The sequence below is a fragment of the Streptomyces phaeochromogenes genome (genome assembly GCF_001418655.1).
In the GTDB taxonomy this organism is placed as follows: domain Bacteria; phylum Actinomycetota; class Actinomycetes; order Streptomycetales; family Streptomycetaceae; genus Streptomyces; species Streptomyces phaeochromogenes.
Map to the genome: position 1 here is coordinate 1 of NZ_LIQZ01000010.1, position 12,708 is coordinate 12,708.

A 12,708-nucleotide genomic window follows, 5' to 3' on the forward strand; every position below is an offset into this window, starting at 1 on the left:
GACCGAAGGAGGGAGGGGAGGCGGGAGAGGCGGCGGGGGATGCTCGGGATTCGTCATGGTCCGAACGTACGGAGCGGGGCCCGTCCGGCGCGTTGGCCCGTTTCACCACCGCTGGTAGTTTTTCACCATGCGGGAGACGGAGATCCACCTCGGGGAGCCGCCCGTCGTCGCCAACGCGGGCGTCGGCGTGCACGGCGTCGCGAGCCGTACGGACGTCTTCCGACTGCCGGAGCTGTGGCAACTGCACCTGTACCAGTACGAGGCCGAGCTGACCGTCGACGGAACGGCGCACGTCATCCGCCCCGGCCGAGTCAGCCTCGTACCGCCCGGCACGACGGTCCGCTACCGCTATCGGGGCCGCTCGGAGCACCTGTACGCGCATCTGCGCATCGCCCCCGCGGGGTCGCCGCGCACCGTGCCCGTGATGCAGGACGCCGGACCCGAACTCCCCATGCTGACCGGCTTGTTGCTCCAGGCGGTCGCCTCCGCACCGGGTGAGCCGGAGCGCACCCGGGCCGAGATCTGGACCGCTCTGTGGCGCATCGCCCATCTCGCCCCGGCGGCCGAACGGCCCGGACCGCACCCCGCCGTCACCGCCGCGATCGCCTATGTCGAGGCGAACCTCGCCGCCCCGCTCACCGTGCCCGCCGTGGCCCACGCCGTCGGCGTCTCGCACAACCACCTGACCCGGCTCTTCCGCGCCACCACGGGCGGCACCGTCGTCGCGTACATCCGGCGCCGCAGGCTCGACCGCGCCCACCACCTGCTACGGGCCTCGACCCTGTCGATCCCGGCGGTCGCCGCGTCGGTCGGCATCCCCGACCTGCAGGCCTTCAACAAGGCGTGCCGACGCGAACTGGGAGCGTCCCCGCGAGCCCTGCGCGGCGAGACGAGCGCCGCCTGAGCGCGAACGCCATCGGGCACCTGCGAACGCCGTCGGGCGCCTGCGAACTCCCCTCAGGACTCCGCGGACTCCTTGACGGCCTTCAGAACCACGAACTTCGCGTCGCTCGCGACCAGTTGGCTGTTGCCGAAGAGACGCCGCAGCTTCACGTGGTAGCCGAGATGACGGTTGCCGACCACCCACAGCTCGCCACCGGGCCGCAGCGCCCGGCGCGCCCCGGTGAACATCCGCCAGGCGGTGGCGTCGGACGTCGCCTGGTGCGAGTGGAAGGGCGGATTGTTCAGCACGAGGTCGACGCTCGCGTCCGGAATGCCCTCCAGCCCGTCGCCGACGCGGAACTCCGCCTTGCCGTACTCCACCGTGTCGTCGGTGTTCGCCCAGTACGTCGCCTCCGCCGAGGTCACCGCCTGGTACGACTCGTCCAGGAACAGCGTCTCGGCCCGGGGCCGCGCCAGCGCCATCGCCGTACCGACGACTCCGTTGCCGCAGCCCAGGTCCACGACGCGCTCGGCCCCGCCCTCGTACGGCAGGTGCTGGAGGAAGAACCTGGTGCCGATGTCGAGGCGCTCGGCGCAGAAGACGCCCGCGTGGTTGACGACCGTACGGCCGGAGGCGGGACCGATTCTCTCTGGCAGCGTGTAGCTGTGCGGCCACGGGTTGGCCGGTCTGGTGATCCCCGGATTCGGCGTGCAGAAGATCAGCCGGGCCTTCTTCTCGGCCAGCGAGGTCCGGGTGGGGCCGATGATCCGCTCGAACAGCTTCAGCGTCGAGGTGTGGATCTCCTTCACCATGCCCGTGCCGATGACGACCGTCCCCTCGTGCACGGCCGGCGCCAGGCGCAGCAGCTGGTCCTCCAGGAGCGCGAGGCTCTTCGGCACCCGCACCAGCAGCACGTCGACGCGCTCGACGGGCGGGTCCTGGGTGGTGAGAAGACGTACGGAATCCTGGTCCGCGCCGTTGCGCGCCAGATTCGCGCGGGTCGCCTCCCGGGTGAGGAACGAGTCGGTGATCTGCACCGGCCGGTGGGCCCGGAGAGCCGTCGTGAGGGCGCCCCACCGGTCGCCGACCACGACCACCGTGCCGTCGAGTGCCTGGTCGCTGTCCGCGAGATGCTTCAGCAGATACTCGTCGGAGGCGTCCCACGCACGGAGCTGGTCACGGGAGTCCTCGGGGAAGCGGGCCAGCTGCAGCTCGGCCGAGGGGGTCGTCATACGGTCGGTCATTGGGTCCAGGCTATCCGAGGCGCAGCTCAGGGGGTTTCCGGTGTCCATCCGGGGCCGTGCGCGAGTATGGGAGCCATGGACGCCGAGCTGTTCCCCCGGGCCCGTACGGAGATCGCGCCGGGCGCCGTACACCTGCCGGACTGGCTGACCGCCGATCGTCAGAGCGAACTTCTCGACGCCTGCCGCGCCTGGGCACGCCCGCCCGCGGGGCTGCGCACGGTCCGCACACCGGGCGGCGGCACGATGACGTCCCGCCAGGTCTGCCTGGGCCGGCACTGGTACCCGTACGGGTATGCGCGCACGGTCGTCGACGGGGACGGGGCGCCGGTGAAGGAGTTCCCCGAGTGGCTGGGGGAGCTGGGCCGCCGCGCGGTCGTCGACACGCTCGGCCCGGAAGCGGCCACGGAAGCGGCGTACGACATCGCCCTGATCAACTTCTACGACGCCGACGCCCGCATGGGCATGCACCGCGACAGCGACGAGAAGTCCGACGCCCCGGTGGTGTCGCTGAGCCTTGGCGACGCCTGCCTCTTCCGGTTCGGCAACACCGAGTCGCGCAATCGCCCGTACACGGATGTGGAACTGCGCAGCGGCGACCTGTTCGTGTTCGGCGGGGACGCCCGGCTCGCGTACCACGGGGTGCCGCGCGTGCAGGCGGGCACGGCACCACCGGAGTTGGGCCTGACCGGGCGCCTGAACGTCACGCTGCGGGTGAGCGGCCTCTAAGCCGGCGGGTTCATCCGGCTCGTCCGGTTCGTTCGGGTCGTTGCCCTGGCCACGGAACGACCGGATCATGGGAGACTCGCCCTCATGAGCGGCAATGCGGCCCCCAGCGCGGCGGGAGAAGGAAGCACCAGGACACGCCTGGACCGAGGAAGGGGTGCGCTCGGGCCCGCCCTGGAACTCGTGCACACCGGACGCGCGCCCACGCGGGCCGTACTCACCGCCGAGCTCGGTGTCACACGAGCGACGGCAGGCGCGGTCGCCGCGGAACTCGAAGCGCTCGGACTGATCCACGTCGACGCGCGCCCCGGTGCGGCAGCCGGCTCGCAGGGCCGCCCCTCGCACCGTCTCGAACTCGCCGAGGACGGGCCCGTCGCCCTCGCCGCCCAGGTGCACGCCGACGGCTTCCGTGCCGCCCTGGTCGGCCTCGGAGGCCGTCTCGTCGCGACCGCCCCCGGCTGCGAGACCGTCGATGCCGACCCGGCCAAGGTGCTCGGCTCGGTCGTCGAGGCGGGCGCCGAGCTGCTCCGGGAGACGGGACGCCGCTGCGTGGGCGCGGGCCTCGCCGTACCGTCGGCCGTCGCCGAACCCGAGGGCACCGCCCTCAACCCCCTCCACCTGGCCTGGCCCGCGGGCGCACCCGTACGGGAGATCTTCGCGGAGCGCGTCCGCGCGGCCGGGATCACCGGACCGGCGTTCGCGGCCAACGACGTCAACCTCGCCGCACTCGCCGAGCACCGGCACGGCGCGGGCCGCGGCTCCCGCGACCTGCTGTGCGTGGCGACCGGACACCGCGGAGTCGGCGGCGCGCTCGTCCTCGACGGGCGCCTGCACATGGGCAGTTCGGGGCTGGCGCTGGAAGTCGGACACCTCACCGTCAATCCTGAGGGGCGCCCCTGCCACTGCGGCAGCCGCGGCTGCCTGGACGTCGAGGCGGACCCCCTGGCGTTCCTGACGGCGGCGGGCCGTGACCCCGGCCCCGAGGTGTCGCTGCTCCAGCAGTCCAACGACCTGATCCGCAATCAGTACGCCGACCCGACCGTACGCACGGCCGTCCAGGCCCTGATCGACCGGCTGGGCCTGGGTCTCGCGGGCCTGGTCAACATCCTCAACCCGGACCGCATCATCCTCGGCGGACTGCACCGCACCCTCCTCGACGCGGACCCCGAGCGGCTGCGCGCCGTGGTGGCCGACCGGAGCCTGTGGGGCCAGAGCGGCGGCGTCCCGATCCTCGCCTGCACACTGGACCACAACAGCCTGGTGGGAGCGGCCGAGTTGGCCTGGCAGCCGGTCCTCGACGACCCGATCGCGGCGCTGGCCCAGATCTGAGAGAACGCACTTGCAGCGCCCCCCTCACCACTGGCGCCCCCGCCGGAGGCGGTCACGCTCCGGCGCCGAGAGATGCAGGACCCGGTACACCTCACCGGCCACCTTGGGCGAGTCATGCGCCCAGAGGGAGAAATGCACGACCTCCCAGTGACGCGGATCGACGGCGACAGCGGCACCAACCACCCCGTCCAGTGAGGCCAGCCGCCCGGTCACCCGCATTGCCTCCTCCGTCACCTCGGCGAGCGGTACGCCCTCCGGCATGCTCACGCGCCGACGTACCGCGACCTCGGGTGTGGCACCGGCGGCGCCCCCGTCCTCGTACGCGAGACCCGTCCAGTGCTGCACTTCAGGGCGCCCGAAATCGTTCACGAGCCCCTGGAATCCGGGCCCCCAGAGGAAGGAGTTCATGCCTTCGGGCGTGTGCCACAGGTAGAACGGCGCGTACTGGTTGACCTGTGAGCCGTCCACTCCGCGTTCGCGCAGCAAGTAGGCCTTGAGGCCGAGTCCGTCCCATTCGTCGAGGAGATGTCCGACGCGGGCCACCCGGCCGCGGATGATGTCCATGTCGTAGTCGGCGGGCAGGGTTATCTCGTACTGCATGGCGTGCATCGATGCCTCCAACGGCTGACGGTCCACGGCTGACGGCTGACGGGTTTGCGGTTCTACGGCTGTGACCGGCTCTAAGCGTCCGTACGCGCGGGGGAGTTGACGGCGAGCAGCGACAGCAGTCCGCGAACTCCCGTGTCGAAGGCGGCGGTCGAGCCGGACGCGCGGGCCAGGACGTACCCGCCCTGGACCGTGGCGACGATGGTCGCGGCGATCTCCTCGCCGTCCAGCGAGGGCGCGAACTCGCCCCGCTCCTGCCCCTCCTCGACGAGCCCCGCGAGCCGCTCGCGCAGCCAGTCCAGCGTCTCGTCGACGGGCGCGCGCAGCTCCTCGCTCGCGACGACGTTTGGGTCCATGGTCAGCCGCCCGATCGGGCAGCCGCGCAGCACATCGCGCTCGCGACGCAGATACGCCTCGACACGCTCGTACGGAGAACCCGGGCCGCCGAGTACTCCCTCGGCGGTAGCGCGCATCTCCTCCGCCGTGCGCCGGATCGCGGCGAGCGCCAGATCGGGCTTGCCCGCGAAGTGGTGGTACATGCTGCCCTGACCCGCCCCGGCCTGCTGCTGGATCGCCTTCGGGCTCGTCCCCACGTACCCCCGCTCCCACAACAGCTCGCGCGTGGCCTCGATCAACCGCTCCGGAGTGCTCATGAAATCACTGTACATACTAGTAGGTACAGAATCGAGGGAGCAAAGCGGATTAAATCGAGGGAGCAATGCAGCAAGGCAGTAAGGGAGCAGGGGAGTGGTCGAGGGAGCAGCGGAGCCCCCCGTTCCTACTCCCGCGGAGGTACGCGTACTGCCGCTGGCCGTACGACGACCCGGACCCCCTCCCGGCGCGAGTCTCGAAGCATCACCGGAACACCCACCGAGGAGATGACTTCAGATGCAGACCCTGGCGCACTGGGACGGCGGGCCCGGCCCGTGGATCCTTCTCTTCCCGCTGATCTGGGCGGCCGTCGTGATCGGCGTCGTGACCGTCCTGCGCCGTACCGTGTGGCGCGGTCGTCGTGGCCCGTGGCGCGGCATGGACCGCACCGCGGCGGACGTCCGCCCGACCGGCGACTCGCCGATCGCGATGCTCGGCCGGCGCTTCGCCTCCGGCGAGATCGACGAGGACGAGTACTGGCGTCGGCTCTCCGTCCTCGACGAGCAGTTCGGACGCACCGACTTCGGTCGTACGGGTCCGGGTACGGGTATGGGCAAGGGCGGTGCGGCATGAGCACCGCGACCGCCACGAAGGCCACGCGGACCGCGGCACGTGTCGCCGACGCCGTGAAGGTGTACGGCAGCGGCGACACCGCCGTCCGGGCCCTGGACGGGGTGAGCGTCACCTTTCGGGCCGGACGCTTCACCGCGATCATGGGGCCCTCGGGCTCCGGCAAGTCCACCCTGATGCACTGCGCGGCCGGCCTGGACACCCTCACCTCGGGCGCCGCGTTCATCGGCGACACCGAGCTGAGCAGCCTGGACGACCGCCGGCTCACACTGCTGCGCCGCGACCGCATCGGCTTCGTCTTCCAGGCCTTCAACCTGGTCCCGACGCTGACCGTCGCGGAGAACATCACGCTGCCCATGGACCTCGCGGGCGGCTGGGGCGACGCCTCGGCGCAGGAGTGGATCGACGCGCTCGTCGACGTCGTCGGACTGCGCGACCGGCTGCACCACCGGCCCTCCGAACTCTCCGGCGGCCAGCAGCAACGCGTCGCCGTGGCAAGGGCGTTCGCCGGACAGCCGGACGTCGTGTTCGCCGACGAGCCGACCGGCAACCTCGACTCGCGCTCCGGCGAGGAGGTCCTGAACCTCCTGGGCCGGGCCGTACGCCAGATGGACCGCACGGTCGTCATGGTCACCCACGACCCGGTAGCCGCCGCACACGCCGACGAAGTCGTCTTCCTCGCCGACGGGCGGCTCGTCGACCGGATGGAAGCCCCCACGGCCGACAAGGTGCTGGACCGCATGAAGGCCTTCGACAGCAAGGGAGCGCCGCCGTCATGAACGCCTTCGACAGCAACGGGAAGGGAGCGCAGTCGTCATGAACGCCTCCGTGCGCATCAGCGTCTCGTCCCTGCGCGCCCACAAGCGCCGCTTCGCCGGCACGTTCCTGGCGGTGCTCCTCGGCGTCGCCTTCCTGGCCGGCACCCTCGTCATGGGCGACACCCTGCGCGCCAGCTTCGACACGATGTTCGGCAACGCCACGAGCGGCACCGACGCCGTCGTCCGCAGCGCCGGCACCATCACCACGCCGGGCGAGAGCCAGGGCGTGCGGCAGCCCGTCGACACCGGCCTGGTGTCGGCCGTCGAAAAGGCCCCGGGTGTCGCGGCTGCCGAGCCCGACATCCAGGGCGCAGGACAGCTCGTCGGCGCCAACGGCAAGCCCATCGGCGGCCAGGGCCCGCCCACCCTCGCGGGCAACTGGATCGACGACCCGAAGCTCAACTCGTACCAACTGGCCGAAGGCCGCGCCCCGTCGAAGTCCGGCGAGGTCGTCGTCAACCGGGGCGCCGCCGAGAAGGGCGACCTGAGGATCGGCGACACGACGACCCTGCGGACCCCCGACCCGGTCAAGGTCACGATCGTCGGCCTCGCGACCTTCGGCGGCGAGGACGGCATGGCCCAGGTGACCTACACCGGCATGACCCGGTCCGACGCCGAGAAGTACCTGACCGCGAAGCCCGGTGAGGCCGCGAGCATCCTGGTGCGGGCCGGGCCCGGCACCGGTCAGCAGGAACTCGTCGACGCCCTGACTCCCGTACTGCCCAAGGGGGTTGAGGCGATCACCGGCCAGGAGCTGGCCGAGGAGAACACGGACATGATCTCCGGGCAGTTCCTGTCGCTCTTCACCACCTTCCTGCTGGTGTTCTCCGGTGTGGCGCTGCTGGTCGCGACCTTCTCCATCCACAACACCTTCGCGATCGTCGTCGCCCAACGCACCCGTGAGAACGCCCTGTTGCGCGCTCTGGGTGCCTCACGCCGGCAGGTCACCGCGTCGACCCTGGTCGAGGCGAGCGTCGTCGCCGTGGTCGCGTCCGCCGCCGGTCTCGCGGGCGGCATCGGCATCGCCGCCGGACTCCAGGCACTGTTCCCGGCCATCGGATTCCCGTTCCCCGAGGGCGACTTGGTGATCAGCGGGCTGTCCATGATCCTGCCGCTCGCGGTCGGCATCCTGGTCTGCCTCGGCTCCGCGCTGCTGCCCGCCGTACGCGCCGGACGCACCGCACCACTGGCCGCCCTGCGGGAGACGGCCGTCGACCAGTCCGGCGCGTCCCGCACCCGTGCCGTCGTGGGCACCGGTCTCGCCGCGCTGGCGGTCGCCGTCACACTGACCGGCGTCATCGTCAGCCCGTCCCTGTGGCTCGCCGGAAGCGGCGCGATCCTGGCGCTCGCCGCCTTCGTGGTCCTCGGCCCGGTCGCCTCGACCACCGCCGTACGCGTCCTCGGCAGCCCGCTCGACAAGCTGCGCGGAGTCACCGGCGGCCTGGCCAGGCGCAACGCCCTGCGGAGCCCCAAGCGGACCGCCGCCACCGCGAGCGCGCTGATGATCGGCGTCGCCGTCGTCTCGCTGTTCACCGTCTTCGGCGCCTCGCTGAAGGCGACCATGGACCAGACGGTGTCCCGGTCCTTCGCGGGCGACGTCGCGGTGAGCACCCCGTCGTTCGGCGCGGGCGGAAGCGGACTGAGCCCGCGGCTCGCCACCGCGATCTCCGAGCGGCCCGAGATCGACACGGCCGTGGGACTCGGCCGCGGTGTCGCCGAAGTCGACGGCGAGGGGCGGGCGTTGACCGTCACCGACCCGGTCGCGCTGGAGCGCACCTTCGACCTCGGCAACGTACAGGGATCGATGCGCGACCTGGGCGACGACGGCATCGCCATCACCGGGAGCGAGGCCGACAAGCTGGGCCTCAAGACCGGTGACACCGCCCAACTGGCCTTCACCGACGGCAAGAAGCAGACCTTCACGGTCCGTGCGGTCTACGGCCGGTCCGAGCTCGCCGGCGACTACGTCATCACCCGCGACGCCTGGGCCCCGCACCGCACCCAGGACTCCGACACGCTCGTGGCCGTCACCTTCAAGGACGGCGTGAGCGCGGCCGACGGCAAGGCGGCGGTCGAGAAGGTCGCGACGGCGTACGGCAATCCGGAGGTGCAGACCCGCGACGAGTACGCGCAGTCCTCGGCCGGCGGCATCGACATGATGCTCACCCTGGTCTACGCGCTCCTCGCGCTCGCGGTGCTCATCGCACTGCTCGGCATCGCCAACACGCTGACCCTCGCGGTCCACGAACGCACCCGCGAACTCGGTCTGTTGAGGGCCGTCGGGCAGACCAGGGCGCAACTGCGCGCCATGGTCCGCTGGGAGTCGGTGCTGGTCGCCGCGTTCGGCACGGTGGGCGGACTCGCACTCGGCGGATTCCTCGGCTGGGTGCTCGTCAAGGCATCCGACGGAGCGTCCGACAGCGCCTTCGCCTTCGCGATGCCGCCGTTCCAGCTCACCGTGGTGGCCCTCGTGGGGGTCGCGGCCGGAGCCCTCGCGGGCGTGCGCCCGGCCCGGCGGGCGGCGCGCCTGGACGTACTGCGCGCCATCGCCACCGAGTAGACGGCTGGGCGTGCCTCCGCCACCGAGCGGACGGACGCGTACGCCCTCGCCACTGAGTGGAACGGACAGCGGGCCTTCGCCACCGAGCGGCGGACCTTCGCCACCGATCGGCGCAGGAGGCCCCGGTCACCGCCCGGTCAGCCGGCAACGGCCGACCGGGCGGGAGCGTGTCCGGTCCTGAGCGTGCCGGCGGCGTGCTCCACCTCCGCGAAACTGCGCGCGGGCGACTCGGCGGCTGCGCCGTACGGCGGACAGGCCGGCAGACCCGCCATGGCGGAGGCGGCCGGAAGGGTGAACCACACGACCTTGCCCGACTCGCCGTCCGGCCGCACACCCCAGCTCTCGCTGAACGCGGCGACCATCGCCAGACCGCGTCCGCAGGTCGCGGAGCAGTCGGCGTCCCGCACCTCGGGAAGGCGTGGATCGTTGTCGTGCACCGAGACCGTGAGCCGGTCGAGCAGCAGCTCGATCTCCACGGTGCACAGCTTGTCGGGCACGGCGTGCCGGTGGACGTTGGTCAGGAGCTCCGTGACGCCGAGCGCGGCCCGGTCTATCAAGGGATCCAGATGCCAGTAGCGCAATTGTGCAGATACGATTCTGCGGACCTGGCCGATCCGCGACGGCAGGGCTTGGAGCTCCACCGTGCAATGCCTGCTTGGCTGGCTGATCACGGCTGCGACTCCCCGAATTGAGGTCCGGAAGAAGACGGAGTGCGGATCCAGCGGGCGGCCTGAGTGCAAACGACCGCCCGCGGTTGGTGCCCGGCGGGCTGGTTCGCAGCGTTATCGCCGGTAAACCCAGAGTGACGTGAGAACAGCGTGACGCAGGAGGTGCGGTCTCGCAACTCGCGGTGTCCGTGGCGATGTCCCTGGCAACCGGACCGGCAACGGGAGGGCTTTCAGCGCCCGCGTCCCGCCGCCTTGCGCACGGCCTCGATGAACCGGCTGGCAGCCGGTGGGCCCGGTTCCCCCGGAGCCGGGTCGTGATCCCCCAGCGTCAGCAGATAGCGCGTGCCGTTGACATCCGCCAAGGCCCGGTCGTCATGGGCGAACCAGGGCTTCGACGCCCGGACCGCCTGCACCGGTGCGCTGTCGATCTCGCTGCCGTAACTGGTCAGCAACTCCAGCCTGCCGTCGCTGATCCGGACCTGTCCGGCCCGGGTGAGCGAACGCAGCCTCTTTCCGATCCGCACGCCCGTGGCCGTGAACTCCGGCTCCGCCATGTGCCCCGCCCCCTTGTGCGCTTCGGCCCGTGTGCTTCGGTCCTGCCACACCTGCTTCGGTCTGGCCACGCCGACACCCGGGTGGATCCCGCTCCAGTGTGCGTCCCCGCCCGGACCGGCGTCCTATGCGGTGCAGTCTGCCCGCCTTCGGTGTCGAGCACCAGTGCGCATGACGACGTCACGGGTGCTCTCCGGCGCACTCGCGCGAATGCGCCCCCCTACCGCCCGAAGCGGGCCGCACCAGGGGTTCCTTTGAGGTGCTCAAAGGTGTGTTTATGCAGGTGAGAAGCGTGCGGAAGGTGCATATGATCGAGGTGTCCGGCCGCGTGAACCGGCGTCGGCACAACCGAAGGAGCCCCGCCGTGACCACCCCACAGCAGGCCCGCACCCATGAGCCGATGGCCACGCTCGATGTCGATCACAGCGACGCGGAGTACCGGCACTGGCTCAAAGAAGCCGTACGGAAGGTCCAGGCCGACTCGAACAGATCGGCCGACACCCACCTCCTGCGCTTCCCGCTGCCCGAGAAGTGGGGCATCGACCTCTATCTCAAGGACGAGTCCACCCACCCCACCGGCAGCCTCAAGCACCGCCTGGCCCGCTCGCTGTTCCTGTACGGCCTGTGCAACGGCTGGATCCGCCGCGACCGCCCCGTCATCGAGGCGTCCAGCGGCTCCACCGCCGTCTCCGAGGCGTACTTCGCGAAGCTGATCGGGGTGCCCTTCATCGCCGTCATGCCCCGCACGACCAGCCCCGAGAAGTGCCGTCTGATCGAATTCCACGGCGGACAGTGCCACTTCGTGGACGACCCGCGGACGATGTACGCGGAGTCGGCGGCCCTCGCGGCCGAGACCGGCGGGCACTACATGGACCAGTTCACCTACGCGGAGCGGGCCACGGACTGGCGCGGCAACAACAACATCGCCGAATCGATCTACCGCCAGCTGGAGTTGGAGCGCTACCCCGAACCGGCCTGGATCGTCGCCACGGCAGGCACAGGCGGTACGTCGGCGACCATCGCCCGGTACGTGCACTACATGCAGCACAACACCCGTATCTGTGTGGCCGATCCGGAGAACTCCTGTTTCTTCGAGGGCTGGACCACGGGCGACGCGAACGTCACCACCGACTGCGGGTCGCGCATCGAGGGCATCGGCCGGCCGCGCATGGAACCGAGCTTCGTGCCGGGGGCCATCGACCGCATGATGAAGGTGCCGGACGCGGCGAGCGTGGCCGCCGTGCGGGCACTGGAAGCGGCCATCGGGCGCAAGGCGGGGGGCTCGACCGGTACGGGATTGTGGAGTGCGCTGAAGATCGTGGCGGAGATGGTGGCCGCGGGGCGGACCGGGAGCGTCGTCACGCTGTTGTGCGACCCGGGGGATCGGTATCTGGACAAGTACTACTCGGACGAGTGGGTGGCTGGTCAGGGGCTGGACGTCGAGCCGTACGCCGCGGCGATCTCGTCGCTGTTGGCGACGGGGGTCTGGCCGGACTGAGGAGTTCGCCGCGCGTGCAACCGCGTCCGCGAGTGCGTCGTGGCCGGTCGCGCCCACGCGGCGGAGCCGCACGATGTAGCCGCCCTGTGCCCCTTCAGGTTCAGGGCGCGTGCGTGGAGCTCAGTTTCCGGTCCAGCTTCGTCACCGCGTCCCGGAACGCCCGGCCCAGGTCCGCGCGGCCCAGCTTTATCGCGAAGCGGAACGGTGCCGTTCCGTCTGCGGCCCAGGTCCACTGGACTCTTGTGCCCGTGCCGTCCGGGGTGAGGCGCCACTCTTCTACGAGGGCGCGGGTGCCAGGAGCGTTCGTCACGTCGACGCGGTACGTGTAGACCTCGGAGGGCTCGGCCGCAAGGATCGTCTCCTCGAAGCGTGTTCCGCCCTTCAGCCGGACCTGCCGCCCGGTCCCGTCCTCGGTCGGGCGGGCCGCTCTCACCGCCGAGAACCACTCGGACCAGCCGGTCACGTCCTCGGCGAGCGCGCGATAGACGGTCTCGGGAGGCGAGGCGATCACTCTCGCGAAGACCAGGCGCAGGGGAGCGGTCTCGACGAAGTCGAGTCCCACCGGACGAAGTCGGTGTGCCATGTACGGACCCCCTCGCGGGAACA

Annotated in this window: 13 protein-coding genes; 7 read left to right on the plus strand and 6 right to left on the minus strand. The window is 71.1% G+C overall.

Translation table 11 applies throughout. From position 1 onward, the window contains the following. The first annotated feature begins 127 nt into the window (after window positions 1-127). Window positions 128-904, plus strand: coding sequence for an AraC family transcriptional regulator (locus AOK17_RS01240; protein WP_055610360.1), 777 nt, complete (start codon window positions 128-130; stop codon window positions 902-904). A 53-nt stretch (window positions 905-957) separates the two neighbouring features. Here the strand turns inward: AOK17_RS01240 and AOK17_RS01245 are convergent, their stop codons facing one another. Further along, window positions 958-2,127, minus strand: coding sequence for a methyltransferase (locus AOK17_RS01245; RefSeq protein ID WP_206190644.1), 1,170 nt, complete (start codon window positions 2,125-2,127; stop codon window positions 958-960). Between the two features lie 75 nt (window positions 2,128-2,202). Between AOK17_RS01245 and AOK17_RS01250 the strand changes: the two genes are divergently transcribed. Together AOK17_RS01250 and AOK17_RS01255 are read left to right on the plus strand one after the other, a co-directional pair. Beyond that, complete coding sequence (locus AOK17_RS01250; protein WP_055610362.1) at window positions 2,203-2,853, plus strand: alpha-ketoglutarate-dependent dioxygenase AlkB family protein; 651 nt, start codon at window positions 2,203-2,205, stop codon at window positions 2,851-2,853. A gap of 84 nt (window positions 2,854-2,937) precedes the next feature. Continuing rightward, on the plus strand, window positions 2,938-4,179 hold the full coding sequence (locus tag AOK17_RS01255; protein WP_055610363.1) for an ROK family protein: 1,242 nt from the start codon (window positions 2,938-2,940) through the stop codon (window positions 4,177-4,179). A 24-nt stretch (window positions 4,180-4,203) separates the two neighbouring features. Here AOK17_RS01255 and AOK17_RS01260 read toward each other — a convergent pair whose 3' ends face one another. Both AOK17_RS01260 and AOK17_RS01265 read right to left on the minus strand, forming a co-directional pair. Further along, on the minus strand, window positions 4,204-4,788 hold the full coding sequence (locus tag AOK17_RS01260) for a DUF4865 family protein (protein WP_055610364.1): 585 nt from the start codon (window positions 4,786-4,788) through the stop codon (window positions 4,204-4,206). A 71-nt stretch (window positions 4,789-4,859) separates the two neighbouring features. Next, the gene (locus tag AOK17_RS01265) at window positions 4,860-5,438 is read right to left on the minus strand and encodes a TetR/AcrR family transcriptional regulator (RefSeq protein WP_245696970.1); all 579 of its coding nucleotides are present in this window, start codon (window positions 5,436-5,438) and stop codon (window positions 4,860-4,862) included. Between the two features lie 235 nt (window positions 5,439-5,673). On the opposite strand from AOK17_RS01265, the gene AOK17_RS01270 reads away from it, so the two are divergent. Genes AOK17_RS01270 through AOK17_RS01280 form a run of 3 tightly spaced genes read left to right on the plus strand, consistent with a single transcriptional unit; the run spans window position 5,674 to window position 9,384 of the window. Continuing rightward, window positions 5,674-6,009, plus strand: coding sequence for an SHOCT domain-containing protein (locus AOK17_RS01270; RefSeq protein WP_055610366.1), 336 nt, complete (start codon window positions 5,674-5,676; stop codon window positions 6,007-6,009). After that, complete coding sequence (locus tag AOK17_RS01275; RefSeq protein WP_055610367.1) at window positions 6,006-6,785, plus strand: ABC transporter ATP-binding protein; 780 nt, start codon at window positions 6,006-6,008, stop codon at window positions 6,783-6,785. Before AOK17_RS01270 ends, AOK17_RS01275 begins: the two co-directional genes overlap by 4 nt. Before the next feature lie 37 nt (window positions 6,786-6,822). After that, window positions 6,823-9,384, plus strand: a complete 2,562-nt coding sequence (locus AOK17_RS01280) for an ABC transporter permease (protein WP_055610368.1) — start codon at window positions 6,823-6,825, stop codon at window positions 9,382-9,384. A gap of 137 nt (window positions 9,385-9,521) precedes the next feature. On the opposite strand, the gene AOK17_RS01285 is transcribed toward AOK17_RS01280, so the two are convergent. Both AOK17_RS01285 and AOK17_RS01290 read right to left on the minus strand, forming a co-directional pair. Further along, the gene (locus tag AOK17_RS01285; RefSeq protein ID WP_079052725.1) at window positions 9,522-10,055 is read right to left on the minus strand and encodes an ATP-binding protein; all 534 of its coding nucleotides are present in this window, start codon (window positions 10,053-10,055) and stop codon (window positions 9,522-9,524) included. Between the two features lie 227 nt (window positions 10,056-10,282). Beyond that, the gene (locus tag AOK17_RS01290; RefSeq protein WP_055610419.1) at window positions 10,283-10,606 is read right to left on the minus strand and encodes a hypothetical protein; all 324 of its coding nucleotides are present in this window, start codon (window positions 10,604-10,606) and stop codon (window positions 10,283-10,285) included. Between the two features lie 398 nt (window positions 10,607-11,004). Here AOK17_RS01290 and cds1 point away from each other — a divergent pair, with 398 nt between their 5' ends. Next, complete coding sequence (cds1, locus tag AOK17_RS01295; RefSeq protein WP_107102268.1) at window positions 11,005-12,102, plus strand: L-cysteine desulfhydrase Cds1; 1,098 nt, start codon at window positions 11,005-11,007, stop codon at window positions 12,100-12,102. Window positions 12,103-12,202: 100 nt separating this feature from the next. Here cds1 and AOK17_RS01300 read toward each other — a convergent pair whose 3' ends face one another. Next, window positions 12,203-12,685: an SRPBCC family protein gene (locus tag AOK17_RS01300; RefSeq protein WP_055610370.1), complete on the minus strand. Its 483-nt coding sequence runs from the start codon at window positions 12,683-12,685 to the stop codon at window positions 12,203-12,205. Window positions 12,686-12,708: the final 23 nt, after the last annotated feature.